Annotated in this window: 21 protein-coding genes; 2 read left to right on the top strand and 19 right to left on the bottom strand. The window is 51.0% G+C overall.

The genetic code is table 11. From position 1 onward, the window contains the following. Genes DVH26_RS16710 through DVH26_RS16675 form a run of 8 tightly spaced genes read right to left on the bottom strand, consistent with a single transcriptional unit; the run spans position 1 to position 9,132 of the window. The gene (locus tag DVH26_RS16710) at positions 1 to 831 is read right to left on the bottom strand and encodes a carbohydrate ABC transporter permease (RefSeq protein WP_239634900.1); all 831 of its coding nucleotides are present in this window, start codon (positions 829 to 831) and stop codon (positions 1 to 3) included. Further along, positions 824 to 1,702, bottom strand: a complete 879-nt coding sequence (locus DVH26_RS16705) for a carbohydrate ABC transporter permease (protein ID WP_239634899.1) — start codon at positions 1,700 to 1,702, stop codon at positions 824 to 826. The genes DVH26_RS16710 and DVH26_RS16705 overlap by 8 nt, the downstream gene beginning before the upstream one ends. A 30-nt stretch (positions 1,703 to 1,732) precedes the next feature. Continuing rightward, the gene (locus DVH26_RS16700) at positions 1,733 to 3,046 is read right to left on the bottom strand and encodes an ABC transporter substrate-binding protein (protein ID WP_239634898.1); all 1,314 of its coding nucleotides are present in this window, start codon (positions 3,044 to 3,046) and stop codon (positions 1,733 to 1,735) included. Positions 3,047 to 3,096: 50 nt separating this feature from the next. Next, positions 3,097 to 4,686, bottom strand: a complete 1,590-nt coding sequence (locus tag DVH26_RS16695) for an FAD-dependent oxidoreductase (RefSeq protein WP_239634897.1) — start codon at positions 4,684 to 4,686, stop codon at positions 3,097 to 3,099. Positions 4,687 to 4,703: 17 nt separating this feature from the next. Beyond that, positions 4,704 to 5,834 (bottom strand): hypothetical protein, encoded by a 1,131-nt coding sequence (locus DVH26_RS16690; RefSeq protein ID WP_239634896.1) that lies wholly within the window; start codon positions 5,832 to 5,834, stop codon positions 4,704 to 4,706. After that, complete coding sequence (locus DVH26_RS16685) at positions 5,831 to 6,625, bottom strand: creatininase family protein (RefSeq protein ID WP_239634895.1); 795 nt, start codon at positions 6,623 to 6,625, stop codon at positions 5,831 to 5,833. The genes DVH26_RS16690 and DVH26_RS16685 overlap by 4 nt, the downstream gene beginning before the upstream one ends. Further along, a complete protein-coding gene (locus DVH26_RS16680; RefSeq protein WP_239634894.1) occupies positions 6,622 to 7,380 on the bottom strand; it encodes an SDR family NAD(P)-dependent oxidoreductase in 759 nt (252 codons plus the stop codon). The genes DVH26_RS16685 and DVH26_RS16680 overlap by 4 nt, the downstream gene beginning before the upstream one ends. Positions 7,381 to 7,404: 24 nt before the next feature. Beyond that, positions 7,405 to 9,132: an amylo-alpha-1,6-glucosidase gene (locus tag DVH26_RS16675; RefSeq protein ID WP_239634893.1), complete on the bottom strand. Its 1,728-nt coding sequence runs from the start codon at positions 9,130 to 9,132 to the stop codon at positions 7,405 to 7,407. Positions 9,133 to 9,304: 172 nt separating this feature from the next. Between DVH26_RS16675 and DVH26_RS16670 the strand changes: the two genes are divergently transcribed. Continuing rightward, the gene (locus DVH26_RS16670; RefSeq protein WP_239634892.1) at positions 9,305 to 10,177 is read left to right on the top strand and encodes a helix-turn-helix domain-containing protein; all 873 of its coding nucleotides are present in this window, start codon (positions 9,305 to 9,307) and stop codon (positions 10,175 to 10,177) included. Between the two features lie 50 nt (positions 10,178 to 10,227). Here the strand turns inward: DVH26_RS16670 and DVH26_RS16665 are convergent, their stop codons facing one another. The 9 genes from DVH26_RS16665 to DVH26_RS16625 form a co-directional block, all read right to left on the bottom strand. Then, positions 10,228 to 11,028 (bottom strand): IclR family transcriptional regulator, encoded by an 801-nt coding sequence (locus DVH26_RS16665; RefSeq protein WP_239634891.1) that lies wholly within the window; start codon positions 11,026 to 11,028, stop codon positions 10,228 to 10,230. 14 nt (positions 11,029 to 11,042) lie between these two features. Further along, positions 11,043 to 11,666 carry a carbohydrate-binding family 9-like protein gene (locus DVH26_RS16660; protein WP_239634890.1) on the bottom strand — a complete coding sequence of 208 codons (624 nt, stop codon included), beginning with the start codon at positions 11,664 to 11,666 and terminating at the stop codon, positions 11,043 to 11,045. Between the two features lie 25 nt (positions 11,667 to 11,691). Then, complete coding sequence (locus tag DVH26_RS16655) at positions 11,692 to 12,078, bottom strand: RidA family protein (protein ID WP_239634889.1); 387 nt, start codon at positions 12,076 to 12,078, stop codon at positions 11,692 to 11,694. A 14-nt stretch (positions 12,079 to 12,092) separates the two neighbouring features. Next, a complete protein-coding gene (locus DVH26_RS16650) occupies positions 12,093 to 12,908 on the bottom strand; it encodes an SMP-30/gluconolactonase/LRE family protein (RefSeq protein WP_239635397.1) in 816 nt (271 codons plus the stop codon). Between the two features lie 68 nt (positions 12,909 to 12,976). Further along, positions 12,977 to 14,293, bottom strand: coding sequence for an aspartate aminotransferase family protein (locus DVH26_RS16645; protein WP_239634888.1), 1,317 nt, complete (start codon positions 14,291 to 14,293; stop codon positions 12,977 to 12,979). Beyond that, positions 14,290 to 15,774: a M81 family metallopeptidase gene (locus DVH26_RS16640; RefSeq protein ID WP_239634887.1), complete on the bottom strand. Its 1,485-nt coding sequence runs from the start codon at positions 15,772 to 15,774 to the stop codon at positions 14,290 to 14,292. Before DVH26_RS16640 ends, DVH26_RS16645 begins: the two co-directional genes overlap by 4 nt. Before the next feature lie 241 nt (positions 15,775 to 16,015). Next, positions 16,016 to 16,714 carry an NAD-dependent epimerase/dehydratase family protein gene (locus tag DVH26_RS16635; RefSeq protein ID WP_239634886.1) on the bottom strand — a complete coding sequence of 233 codons (699 nt, stop codon included), beginning with the start codon at positions 16,712 to 16,714 and terminating at the stop codon, positions 16,016 to 16,018. Between the two features lie 85 nt (positions 16,715 to 16,799). Then, the gene (locus tag DVH26_RS16630) at positions 16,800 to 17,207 is read right to left on the bottom strand and encodes a DoxX family protein (protein ID WP_239634885.1); all 408 of its coding nucleotides are present in this window, start codon (positions 17,205 to 17,207) and stop codon (positions 16,800 to 16,802) included. A 118-nt stretch (positions 17,208 to 17,325) separates the two neighbouring features. After that, complete coding sequence (locus DVH26_RS16625) at positions 17,326 to 18,177, bottom strand: LysR family transcriptional regulator (protein WP_239634884.1); 852 nt, start codon at positions 18,175 to 18,177, stop codon at positions 17,326 to 17,328. A gap of 138 nt (positions 18,178 to 18,315) precedes the next feature. Here DVH26_RS16625 and DVH26_RS16620 point away from each other — a divergent pair, with 138 nt between their 5' ends. Beyond that, positions 18,316 to 18,822 (top strand): GNAT family N-acetyltransferase, encoded by a 507-nt coding sequence (locus DVH26_RS16620; RefSeq protein WP_239634883.1) that lies wholly within the window; start codon positions 18,316 to 18,318, stop codon positions 18,820 to 18,822. 84 nt (positions 18,823 to 18,906) lie between these two features. Here DVH26_RS16620 and DVH26_RS16615 read toward each other — a convergent pair whose 3' ends face one another. Beyond that, positions 18,907 to 20,646 (bottom strand): ABC transporter ATP-binding protein, encoded by a 1,740-nt coding sequence (locus DVH26_RS16615; protein WP_239634882.1) that lies wholly within the window; start codon positions 20,644 to 20,646, stop codon positions 18,907 to 18,909. Between the two features lie 17 nt (positions 20,647 to 20,663). Next, positions 20,664 to 22,451 (bottom strand): ABC transporter ATP-binding protein, encoded by a 1,788-nt coding sequence (locus DVH26_RS16610; RefSeq protein WP_239635396.1) that lies wholly within the window; start codon positions 22,449 to 22,451, stop codon positions 20,664 to 20,666. Positions 22,452 to 22,455 lie beyond the last annotated feature (4 nt).

Here is a 22,455-nt window from a genome sequence, read left to right as displayed (position 1 = left end):
TCAGCCTTTCAGCCCCGTAGATGCAATGCCTTGAACGAAATATTTTTGCGCGAACAGGAACACTACCAGCACGGGAACAATGGTGATGACCGCACCGGCCATTATCAGAGTCATCCGGTTTTGTACCTCATTTTTTAGAAACAGCAGCCCGAGAGGCAGGGTGAACATTTGCTTATCCTGCAAATAAATCAACGGCTCCAGCGTGTTATTCCAAGCGCTAATGAACGTGAAGACAGCAAGAGCCGACAAAGCCGGTTTAGCGAGCGGGAGGTAAATGCGAATGAAAATGGTCCAAGGATTCGCCCCATCCACCCATGCCGCATCGTAGAGCTCCCTCGGCAGCGTCTTAAAAAACTGGTGCAGCAGGAAGATCCCGAAGGCCCCTCCCAAAAAGCTTCTGAGTATAAGCGGGTAGAACGTATCCAATGCCCCGACAGACTTCCAAATGAAATATGTCGGAATCATCGTAATCTGGGAAGGCAGCATCATCGTCCCGAGCATCGCCATAAAAATCAAGTTGCGGCTGCGGAATTGGAAGAATGCAAGGCCATAAGCGACAACTGCGCAGGAGAGCACCGTTCCGATCAGATCAAGCAAGGTCACAAAAATACTGTTCAACGTAAATTGCAAGAAGTGAACCTCAATCCAAACCTGCTTGTAATTATTCCAAACGAAGGGGTCCGGAATCAGCTTAGGCGGCAAAGTCAGCTCCGAGCCCGGAGCAGTTAAGGAGGTCGACAGCATATACAGGAACGGGACGAGCATGATGACGGAACCCAGTGCCAGAATGACATAGGCGGCGGCATGCAAGCCGATGGACGGCTTATTCATAATGCACCCACCTCTTCTCTGCAAACTTTTGAATCATCGTGATGCACAGAATTATCAGGAACAGTCCCCAGGCCATCGCAGATGCGCTGCCCATTTTGAAATTCAAGAACGAATCGCGGTAAATCAGGATGTTGGGCACCATATTCCGGTCGGCAACCGAGATGACATCCCCTAGCATGACCAGGAACACGTCGAACGCATGAAACGCGGAAATCGTGGAAAGGATCATAACCATATACACCATGGGGGACACGAGAGGAACCGTTATTTTAGTAAATAAGGTCCAGCCCGATGCCCCGTCCATACGAGCTGCCTCCATCATTTCTTGCGAAATGTTCTGCATGCCGGCCAATATTAGAACCATGGAATACCCTGCACCCTTCCATATATTTACCAGGGCGATGGACCCAATAACGAGCCACCAGTTCCCGCTCCGGATCCAGTCCACAGGCTGGAGACCCATGGTCTGCAGAATCCAGTTAAGCAGACCGTACTCATTGTTGTAAATCCAGAGCCAGATCATGCCGCCCGCGACCCAAGGGGTAATAACGGGAAGGAAGAATACCATTCGGAATAACGATTTTCCCCGAATTTGCAGGTTGAGCAGATAAGCCAGAACAAGCGCAGCCAATGTTTGCAGAGGCACGAACAAAACCGCGAAATATCCGACATTGCGCAGCGAGAGCCAGAACACTTTCTGGTGCAGGAATTGAGTCCAGTTGCGCAATCCGATCCACTGCGGCGGGTTGAATAGATCCCACTTCGTAAAAGTCAGGTAGAAGGAAAATACGAATGGGAACAAGAAGAATACGAGCAGCTGCAGGACAAACGGTAAGGTAAACGCGAACCCCCACCAGCCTTGTTTGCGCATGGAAACACCCCTTCTCATCACTAATTCGGCTTACTTGTTGTCGTCGAGCACCTGCTGCACCTTTTGCTGTATTTCCTTCACTCCGTCTTCCGGAGTTCGCTTGCCGTCCATAATATCGTTCAGAATAGGCCCGGCCGCCGCTCTCCATTCATTCCACGACGGATTCTCGTCCAGTGTGCCTCCCGCTTCTTCGATGCCTTTCGTAAATGCCTTTTTGTTCGCCGGCTTGGAGGTTGATTTCTCCAGCTGTTCCAGCGCCGTCTTCTTCACAGGCAAGCTCGTTCCGCTTTCCGAAAGCAAGGTCTGTCCTTCGTCGCTCAAATAGTACTTAAGGAACGTCCAGCCCGCCTCCTTAACCTCCGGCTTCGATTTGGAGTACATCACCCATTGGTTAACTACCATAGGAACAAACCGTTTGCCGTCCATGCCGATCGGAATTTTGACCGTATCCCAGTCCAGATCGGGTTTGTTCTTATTGAGCGATACTTGGGTAGCATATTGGAAAAAAGTCATAGCCACCTTGCCGTTCTCGAAAAATTTGCCCGTATTGGCCGCTTCCCGGGTAGGGCTGATCTTCAGCTTGTTAATGGTATCCGCCCATGCCGTAAGTCCTTGAATCGATTTGGGATCTGCAAAGGTCGCTTTGGTCAGCGTCGGGTCCAACGCGGAGCCGCCGTATGCCCGCATCCACGGGAGCCAGCCAAGCGTAATATTGTTGCCCGCCTGGAAGCCGTAAATATCCGCTTTCCCGTCGCCGTTCGTATCCTTGGTCAGCTTCTTGGCGGCTTCGATCATATCGTTATAGGTCCAGTTGTCCGTAGGCAGCGGTACATTGTTTTCCGTGAATATCTGTTTATTAAAGGCTAGTGCTCCTGGGTTAATTCCGTGGGGAATGCCATAGATTTTGCCGTCGAGCTTGGCGGAGGTAAGAGCACTTACGTAGTCTTCCGTCTTCAAATCCCGTTTGATGTAAGGCTCCAAATTTTCAGCGACACCGCGTTTTCCGTAGCCTAGAATAACCGCATTTTCTTGCAGCCACAGATCAGGCGGATTATTTCCCGCAATGCGGGTGACGATTTTGGTCACGAAATCAGCCCAAGGCGTCTCCTCAATTTCCAGCTTAATGTTCGGATATTTGGCTTGAAAGTTGTCAATCAGCTTCTTGCTTGTAATGTCATACCCGCCAGGCAAGCCGATCTTCAGCGTGACGGGATTGGATGATGGCGTAGTCCCCGGTGCTGTCGTGCTCTTCGCACCTGGCCCGCTCTCTGTCGATGTTCCGGTAGAACAAGCCGTTAGGGAAAAAGCCATGATGAGTCCGACAACTGCCGTCTTTTTGTTCATGAGAATAACCTCCCGTTAACCATAAAGTGATTGCACTTTTTTAGCGGCTGTTACGATTTGACTGCATCAAGTATTTGACCGTCCTGCAGCAATCGGCTGCGCAAGAGCCGGTAGTCCAGATCCTGCAATGCGCATTGGTGCTCTAGTGCTAAGGCGGCGGCTGTTGCGGCGGATTGCCCGAGAATCATGAACACGGGCTCCATTCGGATAGATCCATAGGCAATATGCGTTGACGACAGGCACACGGGGACGAGCAGATTCGTACACTGTTCTCCCTTAGGGATAATAGCGCGGTAAGAGATCGGGTACGGACCGTTCGGACTGATCTCGACATTCCCCTCGTTAATGCATCGTCCGTCGAGAACCAGCCGCCTGCAGTTATGGGAATCCATTGTGTACGCAGCCAATCCTATAGAATCCTCCTCGACTCGGTAGTGACGGCAGTGCTGCTCCGTCATGACCACCTCAGCGATCATTCGTCTCGCTTCACGGATATACAGCTGGTGCGGCCATCCGCCGGTTGCCCGGAATTCATCGGCAGGCAGTCCCCATTCCCTGACCTCCGCTCGGACCGATGCTGGAATGCTATCATCATTCGCCAGGAAATACAGCATTCCCATGTTGTAGTGCACATGCTCTTGAAAAAGCTGCTCGCGCCGTGCATAATCGGCCTCCGGCCAGTCATAGTTCCTGCCGATATAATCGGTCGAAACCCCGCCCCAATTATTTAAATCGCTCTTGAAGTTCGGCATCTCCTTATTAAGCCTTAACGCGTCCCAAACTCCATTACGGATATACCGCGCCAGCAATGCAAATTCATCGCGGTTATAGTTGGGCGGTTCGGGATAAGGAAGCTGATTGTCCTTGTTGCGGCTCAAGCATATGCGGAAGTTATAGGCTTGCACCGAGCTGTCGCCTTGGCCTTGTACTCCCGGCGCGGCATCGGTAACCCCCGGCAGCAGCCCGCTGTCGATTTTGCCTTCTTTTACATAGGGGTCCACCCAGGCCATAAAGTTATGTTTGGGGTGACCGAAATGAATTCCGTTCAAAATCTCTTGATACACCGAATTCGATTCTCTTCCCACATGATACGAAACGCCCGCCTGCGCAAGCAGATCGCCTTCATAGGAAGCATCAATGAACATCGGTGCCGAAAATGTATTTCCGTTCTCCATGGTCAGCTTCCGTATACGTCCCGAGTGCATCTCTACGGATTCCAAATGCTGCTCATAGTATACCGGTATCCCGGCTTGCTCCAACCACTCCAAATAGATGCGCTCCGCCACATGCGGCTCGAAAGCCCACGCTCTTCCGTCAGGCTCCTTACTGTCGTAATATTGACCAAGCGCACGGTAGAATTCGCTCGATATGCCGCCAATTGCCGCTGCTTCTCCCACATCCGTACGTCCGAGCCCGCTTGACGTCATGCCTCCTATATGCTGGCTGAATTCGGCGATCACGGCTTTTAAGCCCATGCGGCTTGCTTGCACGGCTGCTGCAATTCCGGCCGGTGTGCCGCCGTAAATACACAGATCCGCTTCGACATGCAGTGCGGAGGTTGAATCCTTGCTGGAAGGCTTGTAGTAGTACAACTTGGAAAAGCTGCCCATGCCCATTCGGCATCCCTCTTTCTTTGCCATTTGTTTAGTGTGCCCTGCTATAATTGAGCTTTTGCAGCTGCTGCAGGAGAGTAGCGGATCGTGCTGAGCTCGGGAGTTGCCAGCTTTTTGCCGAGATGCAGCGATTCCATGCTCATATTGATCATTCCGGTGGTGAGAAAAGTCCGTTCAGCACAAACCGTTGATTGCCCTGTCATGACCATCTGCTCGATTCGTCTCGTCAGCTCGGCGAAATGTATGTAAGGACGTCCCGGCTCGCTGCTGCAGCGTGAGGCTGTAATTTCCCCGTCCCCTCCGCGGAAGGCATACACCCACTCTTTTACAAAACGCTGCAGCTGGAGAACGTAACCCTTCACTCCATCGCGATATTCCACCATGAACAGCGTGGGGACGTCGACATGGTCTCTCGGATGGCCTGGAATTTCCTCACTGGTCATTTGTAACGCTTGGAGCATCAAATCCTCAGGAACCTTACCTTGATCCATCGCAGCCCAGACGGAACGCCCCTCCAAAGCCTGAACGGAAACGATCCCCTGCTCGCCGCCCTCTCTTTGCTCGGCAAGTGACTGCAGCACTTCCATCCCATGAAAGCCATAAGATTCGAGACCAAGCCAGCTGATTACGAAAATCTCCTGTACCTTATTTAACTTGCCGGTTGGGTAGTCCGGCACTTGAGGCGTAAGAGGTATAGAGGATCCGCCTAGAAACGGCAATCCTCGCTTCTTCAGCTCACCGTAAATCCACTGTGCGTCATCCATTCGATAAGACAAATGCTTGTCGTTGAATATAGGCACTGCCAACCCTAGTTTATCCATCGCCTTGAAAGCTTCTTCAAAGAAACGGCGTCGCGGATACAGCTTCTGACGCTTCTCATTCCACGGATAGTCCCCATGCTCACCGATCAAAAGGATCCCGTCGATCGAACTGCCGTTTCGCTCGATGGCAATAGCTTCTTCGATCGTTGTGCAGACGGCAACGCCATGTGCCTGTGCTTCAGCCAACCCCATATCGTTAGCCGGAACCTGATCCAGGTACAAGGACGCTACGTCGATTTGCGGATGATACCCGAATTGGCCCAGCAGCCTGCCAAGGATTACTTCTGCATGGGAATCGGAACGGTATTCGGTTACGATTGCAGCCACTTGTTTGCGTCGTGCCGGTCCGCTCATCCTTCGACTTCCATCCTTTCATTCATCCAATTAACCACTTGTTCGAGCCAGCTTGCCGTCGATTGTATAATGGATTGCAAGCATTCAGCACCCTTTACGGCATCGGCATGAGTGTAACCATCCGTATACCCGTCCGCTCCCGTCAGCTGTCCATGCTTTCCTACAAAGGAGCCTGCTGGCCCCGCGTTAATCCATGAACGCTGCGGATGCAACGGTTGTGCTGCCCGATCGGGGGCTTCGATCCAATCCGGTTCAAGGGCTGCGACGAGCGAAGCTTCGAATCCTCCCGCATGACCCGGGACCATCCCCATATCCTGGGCGTTCTGCTCGTTAAGAGCCGTTCTCGATAGGCTCCAATAAGAGGAAGACGCAGTCCAGATGTCATGCTTCACGGCCAAATCCTGTGCGGCCTGATGCATTAATGGCTCGTTGCCCCCGTGAGCGTTCAGAAAGATGATTTTCCGGAAGCCTCCTCTCACCAAGCTTTCGCCGATATCATTCAACATCGCAAGATAGGTAGACGAGGTGAACGATAATGTACCGCCGAAGGCCAAATGGTGCTGCGAGCATCCTATAGTCAGCGTTGGTGCCAGCAGCAGCTTCATAGTGCTCGACGCCTTCCTGCAGGCTTCCAGCGCAATATGATTGCCAATGATACTGTCGGTAAACACCGGAAGATAGGGACCGTGCTGTTCGGTAGCGGCAAGCGGGACAACCACGGCATAGCCTTCCGCTGCATGGCGATTTAATACTTCCCGGGTCTTACGGTGGAACAAGAAGTCGTCGTTCATAGCGAGAACCCCCCGTCTACAGCTACCAAAGCTCCGGTAACATACGAAGCACCGTCGGACAGCAGAAAGGCTGCCAGCTCCGATACTTCCTCCGGTGTCCCCGACCGTCCAAGCGGCGTCTGCTCGGCTACCGCTTCGCGAAAGGAAAGCGGCATGGCGGCAAGCGCCTCCTGCGTCTTAATGTCGCCCGGCAGCAGCACATTGGCTCGGATCCCTTTGTCTGCGTAATCGGAAGCAATGACGCGAGTCATTTGATTGACGCCCGCTTTGGCTGCGCCATACGCCAGACAGGCCGGTTTTACCATCTGGCTTAAGACGGACGATGTGTTGAGGATAGCACCGCCACCAGTCTCAATCATGAGCGGGAGCGAATATTTATTCATCAGAAAGGTGCTGGTCAGCGTGCCGAGTATCACCTGGTTCCATTCCTCTAAGGATAGCTCCAGTGCCGGTTTATAGATTTGGGTATAGGCGTTGTGGTACAATCCGTCCAATCGCCCCCAACGATCCTGAATTGCTTGCATCCCCAACCGGATTTGGGATTCGTCTCGTGCGTCCAGCTGCAAATACATAACTTGCTCTTGCCATACTTTCTCATCCAGCACTTTGCCAAGCTTCAGAGCAGCGCCCTCCGGATCAGCCAGATCGCTTGCAATGACAACGGCTCCCCGTTCTGCAAACAGTTTAACCGCCGACAATCCGAGCTTGCCTAACGATCCTGTAATATGAATTACTTTATTGTGCAGCTGCAACATTGTCATCCTCCCATGAAGGCAGTTTTAACCTTGATCGGTCTCCATCAACAAGCAGGCGGTCAGCGAGGCGGACCAGTGAAAATCGCGAACCACATCCATTTTCCGTCTGATGTCATAGATCCCTGACGTAGGACCTTTTCTATCGCAGGCTGGAGGCGGAACTTGACCGGAAGAATCGTAATATTCGAAGATAACGCCGAACTGCTCGTAATTGCTTTGGACCATTTCGATTGTCGTGGCGGCCAGCTCGTTCGCCTCTTCCACTCTACCCTGCTTAATCAATCCCATGTACACAAGATAATTCATATTGATCCATACCGGCCCTCTCCACATGTCCGTTCCATAGGTCGGTTCCGATAGGGCTGTCGTCGGGACAGGGTACTTCGTCAGAAAATGCCGTGGATCCCGCAAATGGCTGATTAACCGCTCCGTCCGCTCTTGCGGCAGCGGCTTAAGCAGCAGCGGCAGCAACCCGCTCACCGCTCTCACCCGAGAGCTGCTGCCGTCCATCTCTCTATCGAAATAGAAGCCTTCATGTTCGTCCCAGAGCAGCAACTGGATCTGTTCATTCAGATAGGAAGCCTTCTTCCTCCAATACCCCGCTTTCTCTTCTTCCCCGAGCACATCAGCTATTAATGAGATACATTCAGCCTCGTGAGCGGCGAATACGGAGAAATCGACTGCGTCCAGCGTGGCGGCGCGATCAAACCTTGGGGAATTATCCATTCCGGATTCTCCGGAGCGGCACAGTGGATTGCCTTCGATCATCCACTCCAACAGCCCGTTGCCATTCCGGTCTCTATTCGTCAAGTCCCAGGTAAGATACCGTTCCAGGACAGGAAGCGCATATTGCAGGTGAGCTAGGCGCTTAGTGTGAAGGTAATTTTCCCATACGCCCCAGGCAAGCAGCGGAGGCTGAGTTATGCTCGAGCACGTACCGTCGACTCTGGTCATATGAGGGATCATTCCGCTCTCCAGCTGTGTATCCAGTACGGATTTTAGAAAATCCCAGGATAACAGAGGATCCAGCTTATTCATGGCTATCGTATGAAATACGGAATCCCACAGCCACATAGCTTGATGGGGAACGCGGTCCGGAGTCGACCATCGCTGTTGAATAACGCCCTCGGGAGAGAGCGTATTCACTTTCATAACGCTGAAGCATTTGTTTAGCAGCTGCTGTTTCGTTGAATCGGCAATTGTAGGAACATTCCGGTAAAACCGCAGCCTATCTTCCGCTGTCTTCGCAGCATCCAGCTCCAACCCTTCCAATGCCCGCTTTGATGCCTCTTCGACCTGCCGTCCGAAAGCCAGCGACCAACGTTCCTTATCCCGAACAAGCACCACCGCATCCTGCCCGTTCTTCGATTTTGTAATAATAAGATTGTCTTCCCGCCACGATTCACCGCCATCGCTCTGCTCGAAGCTTAATTGTATAAGGACTGCCGATGGCGCAGTTCCTATGAGCGTATGCCAGCTGGAATACACAGCCAGTAAGCTTCCTTCCTCCAATTCGGTCAGGAGCACGTCTCCCGTGCAAATCCTTACGTTACCAGACTGAGGAACTTCAAACGACAGCAATCTCCGCTGGGGTGTATGGAATAACAAGCTGTACCCCGTCGCTCCTAGTGAAGCTACGAATCCGGAGCTCGAATCCGTCGGTCCGTCATAACCGGAGAAGGCGAATAATGCCCCTTCCTTCCAAATATCAGGTAAATGTGATTGAACATGCAATGGCGTCAAGCTCGTCAACGGACTCTCTCCCCTTATGAATTGCTTTTATTGATATCATTATGCGCAATTCGGAGCACGTCTTCTATAGAACAATCTGCGCTTTCGTTGCATGATTTTGCTCTTTTCTCGTTACGGCTGCAGCAAGCTATGGTATACTAATCTTCAAAAGAACCTTAAGGCGGGTGGCTGCATGGATGCTGTGAAGAAGATTGAGCCTTTCGAAGGTAAGCGCTTCCCATTGAGGATGACGGAAGTCGTAAGCTGCTCTCATCTGGTCAGACCGCATTGGCACGAGCACCTTGAATTCATTCATCTTGTCGATGGTGAAGCTCAGCTGCATATTGACAACCGAACGTTTGTCATCTGCGCACCGGCCATTATTTTTGTTAACAGCTGCAAAATTCATTCGATGCACTCCTTGCATGGGACAAGCAGTACGATCCACGGCATGATATTCGACATGTCTTTATTGGCAAGCTCTTTCGACCTATCTGAGACGCAGCATGTATATTCCCGTTTCCTTCATTCCGCTCCGATCCTGGAGCCTTTCGTGCCCTCACATCCGCTTTGGAACGAGCTTCACGCCCATTTTGTTTCCGCATTCAGCGAATACACGAATCAAGATATCGGCAGCGAGCACCTTATTATATCTTCCCTGTTCCGGATAATGATTCCTCTTCTACGAAGCTTTCAGCAAGAACAGTGCCTATCCAAAGACGTAAGCAAGCATTCCGCTCAATATCTGCGTTTGAAGCCGGCTCTCGACTACATAGAGTCCAACTATGCTGAAAAAATATATACCGACACCCTAGGGTCCCTTGTGAATATGAGCCCCTTCCATTTCACGCGTTTTTTCAAAAAGGTCACGGGTGTAACTCCGACGAACTACATCAATCGATACAGGGTCGATATGGCTAAGCGTCTGCTGATCCAGCAAGACTTGTCGATTACGCAAATTGCAGATTTAACCGGGTTTTGTAATGTCAATTATTTTGATAAGGTGTTTAAGGAAATGAATGGCTTTACTCCGCTTGAGCTTAGAAAGCAATTCACCGACAGCTAAACGGTCCGCCAAGGTCAGGAGAGAGACTGGGACCGCTGCTTTTAGCTCTCTCACGTCCTCATCGATTCATCAGGCTGGTAAAAGTGAACCCAGCTCAGCTTCTTCGCGCCTTGAACAACCAGCTCCGTCATCTGGTTCCAAGTCTCTTCCTTCCATCGCGTTAGTGGAATGGAAATGCTCATTGCGGCAATCATTTCTTGATTGGCATTGACTATGGGAGCAGCTGCGCAGCGAACGCCTTGAACCGCTTCCCCGTTGCTGAATGAAACGCCGGTTCGACGAATTTCATCCAGCTGCTTCTTCAGCACATCCCACTCGGAAATGGTTGTATCGGTAAGAAGCCCCAGCTCCTCCTCCTCCTGATACAGCTCTGCCAATTTCTCGTCGCTCAATGAGCTTAAGAACAGCTTCCCCATAGCCGTTGTATGTAGCGGAAGCTGCATCCCTAAGTGGGATACGAAGCGTACCGGGTGCGTGCTTTGTCTCTCCGCAATGTACAATATATTTCGCCCGCTCCGGATCGACAAATACACCGCTTCATTCACTTCTGCAACGATTTGTTGAGCGACATACTGGAACTCGGCAGTCAAGTTGGTATGCTGGGCATATTTCGCTCCGATCTGAAAAATTTTGTAGCCAAGGCGAAACATTTTGCCATGCTCATCCTTCTCCAAATAGCCTCTGTGAACCAGATTTTGCAGTATTTTGAACAAGCTGCTTGTCGGAAGCTCCAGACGGCGGGAAATGTCCATTAAGCTTAGCTCCCTGACATCGGCTTCGGCAAACAATTCAAAGATGTCCAGAACACGATCGGCCGATTTGACCGTTGGATTCGTTTTGTCCGTTGTCATCCCTTTTCCTTCCTTTATACAAATAGTAAAGTACCGAACCTTTCGGCTGCATGGAACGAAGGATTATAAGTCGGAGACCAGGCAGAGTAGTGTCTTACTCCCGAAACCTCCTGATCAATCCGGTAAAAGTTGATCCTCCAGCTATCCCCTTCTGCAGGTACGGAAGCAAATTGATCCAAGGGCATCACGATCTGATAGTGAAAGGCTCCATTATCGTCCCGGGTCACCGAAGTCTGCAAGCCCTCCATGTCCCACGAAGTATCCACCTCTAACCGTCCGCCTGGTTTCGTGAAGTTATGGTTAGTCACGATGGCATCGAATATGACATTGTTCGGACTGAGCTCGATTTCCATATATCGGGTTCCATTTCCCGTTTCGTCTATGAAAATTTCCACGACATCCTGCTCGTAAAGCGGTTCATCCCTCTCGGTATAAGAAGAAATCACGAAATCGTCTTGACATTCGAATCGAAAATACAAGGCGATGCTATCCCGGCAGCACTGTACGACAGTACGGAGAGCCGCTCGTTCTCCTGTCGGGGAGTCTGCCAGCTCCACCTTCGGCAATGACTCCCAATTAGCAGAATCCAGTCCTGATTGTACCCGCTCGCAGCGGTATGTATAGCTTGATGTCGTCATGTCAGTATCATCCTTATCGTTTTGTTTATCCTTTGGGTAAAATGGCGATAGCGTCAATCTCTACCAATATATCATAATTTAAATCGCTGTATACGGCTGTCCTTGCCGGAAATGGATAAGAGAAATAAGTTCTGTACACCTGATTGAATTCATCGTAGAGCGCTCTTTCTTTCAAATATACGTTCACTTTGACTATATCCTGCAGCGAAGCGCCCGCCTCTTGCAAAATACGCTCAATGTTAGCCAGCGTCTGTATTGTTTGCGCTTGTAAATCCGGACCCACCACCCGGCCGGTATCAGGGTCCAACCCTCCTTGACCGGAAACGAATAGGAAGCCTCCCGCCGCTATGGCGGAAGAAAACGGCATTGTACTTGCCTCTTGCGTCGCAACAGGTTGTTTACTTTGATGCATCTGGAGTCACTCCTTCATTTTATCTTGTTTCCATTATCTTGTTTCCACAAAGCCCAGCAGCGCCCCGGAATATCCGTGCGGAAGCTTTCAATCGCTCCCGTATCGGCAACGGTAACATAGCATGTGCATCCATCAGCGCCTCCGAATGTGACGTTCGTGCATAATTTGCCGGTCAAGGCAACCTCCCTGACCAATAGGCCATCCGGAGACAGAACGGCAATCGTTCCCTTTCCATACCTGGTGACGTAAAGATTTCCGGTCATATCACAGCGCATCCCGTCTAAGCCATAATCGGCAAACTCGTAGAACAGCCGCTTGTTGCTTATTTCATCCCGTTCAGACAAATCGTACTTCCATATCCTCCGTTGAACCGTTTCGTTCACATACAATGTCCGCTCGTCACTGCTCACTTCAATGCCGTTCGTCGTTCCCATCCCGGCTTCAAGCAGCACACACCGGCCATTCCGGTCGATTCTCCACAGCTGCCCGTCTCCCTGCTTCCAATTCGGGTCGCTTGCAAACCAGGTTTCCTTCCACGTTACAGCCAGGTCATTCGGTTGATTCATCGCAGGTTCATGGACGAATACCGATACTTCCTTCGTGGTCATATCCGCTTTCAGAATACGGTGACCCGTATAATCGGCTATATACATAGTGCCGGACCTGCTGAAGCGAATGGCATTCCCGGTAGCCCCTTCCGGCAGCTGGAGGAACAGGCTTCCCTCTCCGTCCGGTGTGACTTTGCCGATCGTATGCTTGGTTGAGAAGTTCACGGCATACAGATTTCCCATTGCATCACAGGCTGGACCTTCAATACCGGTTGTGAACATGTGAGGAGCCGTTAATCTGCTGCTGACAAAGAACAAGCTCGTTCACCTCTTTTCCCGCACGTCAAACGTTATTGCCCTATTCGCTTCATAACCTTCTCCACGGCAACGAGCGTCTCTTTCACTTCGTCCTCGCCGTGAGCCGTGGATACATACCAAAGCCCGTTGGGTCGAACCAGAATCCCCTCTTTCAGCATTTCTTCGGCGAATCGAGCATACAAACCGGTATCGCGCTGATTGAACGTATCGAAGTCCGCGACTTCCGGCCGATCAATAAACATGAGGTGGAACACGGGACCCAGCTGGTTAATAACCGCCGGGATTCCTTGTCGTTTGAAGAGCGAGCGCATTTCCTTGGCCAGCAAGCTTGCAGTATTCTCCATGTGAACAAATGCCTGCCCATTTCCCTTCGCCAGCTCCTCGATGACTGCGATACCAGCGGCCGTAGACAGACCGTTTCCGTTTAAAGTCCCGAGATGCATAACCTTACCACTTGCAATAAGACGCATAATGTCTTGTTTGCCGGCAACGGCACTTAATGGAATCCCGCCCCCCAAAGCTTTACCGATAGTCACCAGATCCGGCGTAATGCCGAATCGTCCGTGAGCGCCGCCTAATCCTAACCGGAAGCCGGTTATGACTTCATCCCATATCAGCACAATGCCGAACCGGGCCGTCAGCTCCCTCATTCGCTCCATATACCCCGTCCTCGGCGCAATGCAGCCGGAATTGCACATCACTGGCTCGGTGATGACCGCTGCAATTTCATCATGATGCTTCGTTAACGTTTCCTCCAGCGCAATGGGATCGTTCCACGGGATGAGAAGGATGTCTTGCAAGCTATTCCTGCTTTGACCTCCGGTTCCAGGTGCAATGTCCGTATTGTCGTCTCCCAAGCCCCCTGAAGCGATAAAATCCGGACTCGGAAATGAAGTGAAAATCGCATCCGACCAGCCATGATAATGACCGCTGAATCGGACGATTTTGGATTTGCCTGTATAAGCGCGTGCCAGACGAAGCGCCAGCATCACCGCTTCCGTGCCGGATCCGCTGAAAGCGACCTGGTCCGCACATGGCAGTACTTCCGTAAGCCGCCGTGCGAGCTCAATCTCTCCTTCATGCTGCATTCCGTACGTGCTCCCCCGCTGCAGAGCTTGGTTCATACGTTCATTGAACGCAGGATGGGCATGCCCTAGGATTAACGGCCCATAGGCCAGCATATAATCGATATACTCATTCTGATCGACATCACGAAGTCTAGCTCCATAAGCATGCTGGACATAAAGGGGAGTCGGCTTCATCGATGCTCGAAGACTGCTTGCCACTCCCCCGGCCAAATAAGTCTCGGCTTCCTGTAATTTTGCTGCAGATTGTTCGTATCGTGTCACTGGGCATGCTCCTTTTCTAAGGACATGAATGGATGGATCGGTAGATGCAAATTTCGATAAACAAGATGATCGAGCGAGACGGTGCAGCATCCGGGCGTATCCACCGGAATGACTTGTTTGGCGACCGGTCCGTACGCACTAATCCATGCGATAGCGGATTTTACTACAATGATGTGAAAGGATGCCGGGTCCAATCCGAGGGACGCCGCATGACCGATATCCCAAGGCGGAACTCGCTGTTCCGTCAAAATGATCGTTACTTCCCCTGCTTCGATGACAGCTGTCGTGCCCATATTGGCTGCCTGCCCCTTCATGTATGGCCCTCGATGCGTGTACCGGCCGTCGGAAAGCAGCCGTACCCTTCCCTCGACAGGAACGGGTTCTCCATGAAGACGATCGCTTTTCCCGCCGACCTTGCATTTCATCCTGGCTCCTACGCCGACTCGGACCGCAGCCGCAACCGCTTCAGGATCCCGAAGCATAATGAGACTTGGTTTGGGGAACTTCAGCAGGGCGGGCAGTATATGCGTGCCGTCCGCCGGAGCTCCTCCTCCGACATTATCGGATCCCTCAACCAGAATGACTGGCCCTTCCTTGGCATCGAGTGCTTCCTTCATCGCCTGCTCCAACGAGAGCTGTTTCGTCACAAATTCATCACGGAGTGACCATGCAAGCTGAGCCAGACTATCGGCATAGCTTAATGCCAATTGTTCATTCCGATTGGTTGTCACAACAAAGGCCATCCCTGCACAAGGGACGTCGCTATACGGAAACCCGCCGCATACGGTTACATTGAGCACTTCAGGATCGTTTTCGATCTCAAAGGCCGTCTCCATGATCCTCTTCATGACGCCTTCTGTAGTGATCATCGTTTGCGGAACAACCAGCATGTTCGGCCGTGCGATAGCGATGGTCGGATGAATCTCTCCTCGAATGTGACGTATCAACAGATCGACCGCTTCCAATCCGCGTTCATAAGCATCGATATGAGGGTAGGTATCGTACCCTACCAGCAGGTTGCATAATTCGGGCATTTGCTCTCCCAAATTGGCATGCAGATCTACCGTCACCGCGATGGGCATTTCCTTGCCGACAACGGAACGGATAGTCTCCAGCAAGGCCACTTCCATATCGGAGTGCTGCTCGGATACCATCGCTCCATGCAGGATGACAACCAATCCATCGAGCCCTGTCTTTACAGAGGCTGCTATCTGTTCCATCAGGCGCTGTGCCGCCTCTGCCGACACGATTCCGCTTGGAGTTGCCGACGCATAAATCCCGGGCTCAAGCAGAACGCTCCGTTGATCCGCAGCCTCGATAACGCCTCCCATGGTTGTGCGGGTATGCCGGAATGCTTCCAGAAAAGCCTCTTTCCCTACGGTGAAACCATCGAGAAAGTCCTCCCATTGCGTTACTCCAGGTGCGAATGTATTCGTTTCATGATAGACGCCTACTACACCAATGCGCAGCTGAGCTGACAAGAGTACGGGTCACCTGCCTTGTTCCATATATTGGGTTTGAGAGATTATGGAAACAGTGTAGCACGAGTCAATATTTTATATCAAGAAAATAATTTTACATTTAGAAATTTTTATTGTGGTCCAGGCAAAAAAAAGCGCCTGACTTGTTGTCAGAACGCTTTTCACTATGCTGCCGCCCGGCTTCCTTTCGTTCCGTACCGGCTGCGAGCACTTGTTGAGTTTTCCGCACCTAGATCGGTCACTATCGTTCGGCCAGGATTTTAATATCCTTGCTGTATAAAATGGATTTCTCATATCCTTTAGTAACCGTATGAATCATCGCTATCCCTAGCTCTTTTAACGTTATCACCCCTTGCGGAACAAGAAGCTTCACAATCGGATACAGCCAGGACAGAGCATAATAATACCCGTGAGTATGCTTCAATCCTTTTGTCGGATGGATGTAACCCGGCCGGAACATATAAGCTTTTTTGAACGGCAGCTGCAGCAGCTCGTTCTCCGTCTTTCCTTTCACCCTTGCCCACATGCTTCTCCCCTTCTCCGAGCTGTCGGTCCCGCTCCCGGAAACATAACAAAATACCATGCCGGGATTCAGCTTGCATAACATGCCTGCTGCATGCAGGGTCAGCTCATAGGTCATCCGGTAATATTCTTCTTCTTTCATCCCAACAGAAGAAACACCGAGGCAAAAATAACAGGCATCGTGGCCTGCCAGCTGCGATTCGATCGGGGATAAATCGAAAAAATCGGCATGGATAATCTCCCTCAATTTGCCATGGACGATTCCGCACGGCTTGCGGTTTATAACTAACACTTGTTCAATATCCGGATGCATCAAGCATTCATGCACCACGCCCTCCCCTACCATTCCCGTTGCTCCGGTGACTATCACTTTGGTCTTGCCGCCTGAGTCCCCGTTTCTTGCTTGCGTAATGTCCATACATGCCCTCCATCTTCGGATTTACCGTAAGAAGACCGCCCGGTTACCCGAGCAGTCCTCTGCTTATCTTAGCTATGTACTTTCTTCATCTGTCCAGCTCTCTGCTTTGTATAGGAAAGAGGCTGCGCACTCTTCCGTCCCTTAACCATATGCCGCCCCAAGCCAATATGGCGATATACACCGGAAACAACACATGAGTAAACAACGGTGCATCCATACGTACGTGCGTAGCAATAACTCCGCCGAAATAGCCGGTTAACAGCAGAGCTCCCAAGAACGATGTGCGAGGGATCGCATACAAAATAGTCGATATAAGCCCCAAAATTCCAATAACCGCAATATGATGCTCCGCAAATCCAAGTACCAACGTACCTTCTACTACCGGCGCCGGTTTGACCAGCTTCATGATACTATCAAACAGCATAAACAAAATGACAATTCCGCTCATGATACGTGACGTCCAGAGAGTTCCTTTGGAAATGTTAGCTTTCATCGATTAGCCACCTTTTCGTGAATTTGGTTGATTTCATCTTAACACATAGAAAGGAGCCGAATTTCTTTCAGATTGCTTTTTTCGCAAATAGTGCGCTGTCCATCTAAATGAAATCTTACTATACGCCTAACAATTGCAATCCCAGCTTGACGCTGATATGATCACGCTGCTCCGTCAAGTAATGAGCATAATATGCAGTGACCGGCGCCTTGTATTCACATGGCAGCTCGACCAGCTCCTCCTTATCCAAGTAGGGCTGTGCCACGGACCGCGGCAAAAACCCGAACCCCGCCCCCTTTAAAAGCATCGTAAGCAGGATCATGGAATGATCCGTTTGTAAGGGTGGAACATATCCCGCGCCAACCATTTGGGCAAACCATTCCTGGAACGCCGCCCCCCATTCAATATGACAATACTCCGGGGAATAAAAATCGGCCCTGCTGACGATCAAACCTCTTGGCTTGGCCGAAACAAGAACATATTCATCCTCAAACAGACATTGTGCCGAGACTTTCGGGTGGGACGGAGCGTCATTGCGAATCGCAACATGTACCAGGCCATCCAGCAAAAGATCTCTAATCATATAGCTTGAATCGATATAGCTTAGAAACTTGACCGCTACCTTCGGACGGTTCCTCCGGAACGAGAGGATTTGCTCCAAATAACGAAAATGCCAGACAGCTCCCGGTCCGCTCAAAATGATATAGTGCTCCAGCTCCTCCGATAACGTCACTTTGCTTTCTTCAAACAGCCTCAGCATCCTCTCGGCGTATGGAAGAAACGCTGTTCCAGCCGGAGTCAAGCTTACATTCCGGTTGTCGCGAAGCAGCAAAACCTTGCCTATTTCACTCTCCAGCCCTTTAATTCTGGCTGTTACAGCGGATTGGGAAATATGCAAATGCTCCGAGGCTTTTGTAAAATTACGGTACTTGCACACGGCCAAATAAGCTTCCAAATGAGATAAATCCACTTTGCACACCTCAATGATTCGATTTATTAATTATTAGCATTTGTAAAATTCGTTATACAAATAGTACATTTTTCGATACGATTTCACTATAGCGGAAAAATTGTGATTATTAACAACCCAGCTGGAGGGGATGAAAAAATGTCAGACAATCTCTCAATAAAACAAATCCATTCCATTAGCCCTCACAGAAACGAGCTTACAGAGCTTCTGATCGAGGTGGTACAAGATGGGGCTTCGATCGGATTTCTGCCTCCGTTATCAGTCGCGGATGCAGAGCATTACTGGGATCACGTAGTAAATCCTGATGCCGTACTATTTGTCGCAGCGATAAATCAACGGGTCGTTGGGAGCGTTCAGCTTCATCTGTGTACGAAACCGAACGGAACTCATCGGGCCGAAATCGCCAAATTGATGACCCGCCCTTCGTTTCGCCGCAACGGTATCGGTCGATTGCTTATGCAGGCCGCTGAGGAGCGGGGCAAGCAGGAGAACAGGTCGCTGCTGGTTCTGGATACAAGAGAGGGGGATCCTTCCAATCGCCTGTATACATCGCTAGGATATGAACAAGCCGGCCGAATCCCTTGTTATGCACAATCTGCTGACGGCAGCCTCGATGCAACGGTTATCTATTATAAAATCATATGATAATGTTCATATAAACCTGGGCACCTCTAAGCGCAAAAAATCCGGGTCATCCACTTCATGTGAATGTCCGGATCTCCAATCCTGCTACGCTTCCATCGTTGATTCGGTATATGCATCGCTCATCGTCGATACAAGCCTGCGGTATACATCTCCTTTGGCCATCAATTCGTAATGCGTCCCTTGCTCGACCACTTTGCCGGACTGAATGACCATTATCAGATCGGCGTTGCGGATTGTCGACAGCCTGTGGGCGATGATTAACGTCGTCTTCCCTGCTCGCAGCTCATCGAGATTTTTTTGCAGCTTCTGCTCCGTTTCCATATCCAGCGCCGATGTCGCTTCGTCCAAAATGAGAATTTCCGGGTCGCCCATAACCGCTCTGGCTATGGCTACCCGCTGCCTCTGGCCGCCGGATAACGTATAACCGCGTTCACCGACTATCGTATCGTACCCCTGATCCAGCGACATGATAAAATCGTGAATTTGCGCAGCGCGGCAAGCCTCGATCATTTGACTCTCGGTAATCCCTTCCCGCCCAAGCAGCAAATTGTTGCGGACCGTATCCGGCAGCATAAACGGCTCCTGGAATACGACGGCCACTTTGCCCATCCAATCAGCCATTTGTATATCGGAGAGCGGAATGCCGTTGACGCGGATCGAACCGCCGCTAGGCTCGAAGAACCTTAATAAAAGCTGGGTAACGGTAGATTTGCCGCCTCCGCTGGAACCGACAATGGCAATTTTCTCCCCGAAAGGAAACGCTAAATTCATCTTGTCCAGAATGATCCGGTCCGTTCCCGGATAGCTGAAGGTGACCTCATCGAATTCCAGGCTGCGAATCTTGGACTGCATCGGCACGGTGCCGTCATTCATTTTCTCTTGATCGAAAATCCCTTTGACGCGGTCGACAAAGGCCAGCTTTCCGGACATGTTCATAACAAAATCGAATACTGTCTGAAAATTGGTAAATAACTGGTTCGAATATTGATATACGATGACGAACAACCCGATCGAGACATCTCCTTTGATTACCGAATAACCGCCGAAGATGAGCACGCTCATCCTTCCGATCCATTGGACGCTGTTGCTCAAGAGAAGCTGGGTATTCGACAGCTTGCCGTTCTGCATGACCTTATCGAAGAAAAGATTAAAGGAGCCGCGGAACAGTTTCTCCTCCCACGTCATCCGGTTATAGGCGATAACTTCCCGCGTCGAGGAGATGCCTTCCTCAATTTTGGTAAGCAAATCGCCGCGCTTCTCCTGCATTTCCTTTGTTTGCTGCCTCATGATCGGGGCGTAATAGCGGCCGATTCCGATATACAATGCGCTGAACACAGCAACAATAGCCAGTACAATCGGGCTGTTCCAGCCGATGATGATCATGAGAAGCGCCGTACCCGCAACCTGTTGAAGGCCACGGGGCAATTCTTCGGCGACGAATGTAGATACGTTCTGCAGGTCGCTTGTAAAATACTGCACCCATTTGGCCGTCCTGCTGTCTTGAATCGAGCTGACCGGGGTCCGCTGGATGACAGACATCAAGCTGCTGCCGATTTGTTTATGAAGCACAAGCCCGTTCATTCTTGTCAAATATCTGCCCCACCATGTCAGCACATATGATGATGTATAGGTAAAAGTGAAGTACAGCAGCACCCAGCTCAGCTTGTCGTAATGCTTGCCGACGAGTACATCGTCGATCAAAAACTTTTGCGAGCCCTGCGCCATAATTTGCGCGGACTGCGAGAGGACCAGCACCAGCATGCTGAGCAGAATGCCCCAGCGCGCCTTGACCGCATAGCCCCATATCCATCGGATTGTCTCCATCTGCCTATTCCTTCCTTCTATCCGTGAGCGATACGGTCCGTTTCCAATTCATACAGCCAGCCGCGGCCTGCAATGAGCTCGTCATAGCTGCCGACCTCCGCCACCTTTCCGTCCTTCAATACAACGATCCGGTCATAATCGCGAACGGTAGATAAACGATGGGCAACCGTTATGGTCGTACGTCCATTCATTAGATGCTCAAGAGCGTTCAGCACCTCGCGTTCGCTGACGTTGTCGAGTGCGGAGGTAGCCTCATCCAGCAGGACGATACGCGGATTTTTGATGAACATCCGTGCTATTGCGATGCGCTGGCGCTGCCCCCCTGACAGCTTCACGCCGCGTTCCCCAACATTGGTATCGTATCCGTTCGGCAGCGCCGTAATGAAGTCGTGCGCGTTCGCCGCTTTGGCTGCTTCATGCACCTCGGCTTCCGTAGCTTCGGGATTGCCGAAGCGGATATTTTCCATAATGGTCGTACCGAACAGGTACGTCTCCTGAAACACAATGCCGATCCCATCCCTCAGCTGATCCAGCGACATCTCCTTCAGCGGTACGCCGTCGAGACGTATTTCTCCCGCGTTGGGGTCGTAAAACCGGTCTATCAGCTTTAACAAGGTAGACTTGCCGTTGCCGCTGGTGCCGACAAAAGCAACTCGTTCACCCGCTTGAATCTCCAGCGTAAAGTTGGTCAAAATCTGCCGGTCGTTATAGCCGAACCGGACACCGCGGAAGCTGACATTTCCGTGAATGCGCGGCAATACTTTGGGCTGCGCAGCCTCCTTCACATCCGGCTCGAGACCCATGAAATCCTTCAGCTTCTCCCCTTGGTGCAGCAGCAAGCTTTGATCCATAAAAATAGAGACCAGCTGCGACGATTGACGGCTCAGCATTTGGTAATACATTGTGAACGCAACGAACTCGCCGACGGTCAGCGAGCCTATCCGGTTCAAGTACGCTCCGTACACGAACATGACCATCATCCCGGCAAACGAAGACAGCTGACGGGCCAGTGCCCGCAGTCCGCGGTACACAAACTGCATCTTCTGGCTCTCGTTGTAGCTCTCGTGCTTTTGCTGAAACCGTTCGAGGTCCCACGATTCGCTCCGGTACGCCCGCATTTCCGTTATGCCGGTAATGCTCTCGTAAATTTTACGGTTCCAATCCGTTCTGCGGTCTCTGGCGATTTTGCCCCAAAAGGACGTTTTTTTCGTCAGAAACGGCCCGACCAAGTAATACAGCAAAAAACAGGGCAGCGTGGCGAGCGTAAGCGCCGCATTCATGTGCAGCACGAAGCCTAAAGCAACGAACAGCAGCAGCGCATTATTGATGAGACTTGGAAAATGCCGCTGGTAAATGCTCTGCACCGCCTGCACATCGCTGTTCAGCAGCGACAGCGTCTCTCCTACCGCGTGGCTCTCGTAATACGAGAAGCTGAGCCGGCGCAGCTGCTTGATACAGTCGAATTGGAGATCGCGCGAAGCTTTCTCCCGAATGAGCCGCGACAGCAGGTTGTTGGCAGCCATTGCGGCGAACATACATAATAGGATCAGCACCAGACCGCCTATAATCAGCTTGAATTTCTCAGCGTTGCCTGCCATGACAATATCGTCAATGATGTGCTGCAGTACCCGGAAAATACTCATTTGTGAAAGCGATATCAACAATCCGCACACAATAAACAGAAGCATTTGCCATTTGTACGGCTTGAGATAAGTCAGGAGCCACATATAAATTTTAAAATAATACATTCCGTTTTTATCCGGGTCCCGTTCAAATTCCATTCTTCGCATTCGTGCTCTCGGCACTTGT

The organism is Paenibacillus sp. H1-7 (assembly GCF_022354825.1).
Lineage (GTDB): Bacteria > Bacillota > Bacilli > Paenibacillales > NBRC-103111 > Paenibacillus_S.
The sequence above is the reverse complement of the archived record's forward strand: the minus strand, read 5'-3'. Positions and strand labels throughout refer to the sequence as shown.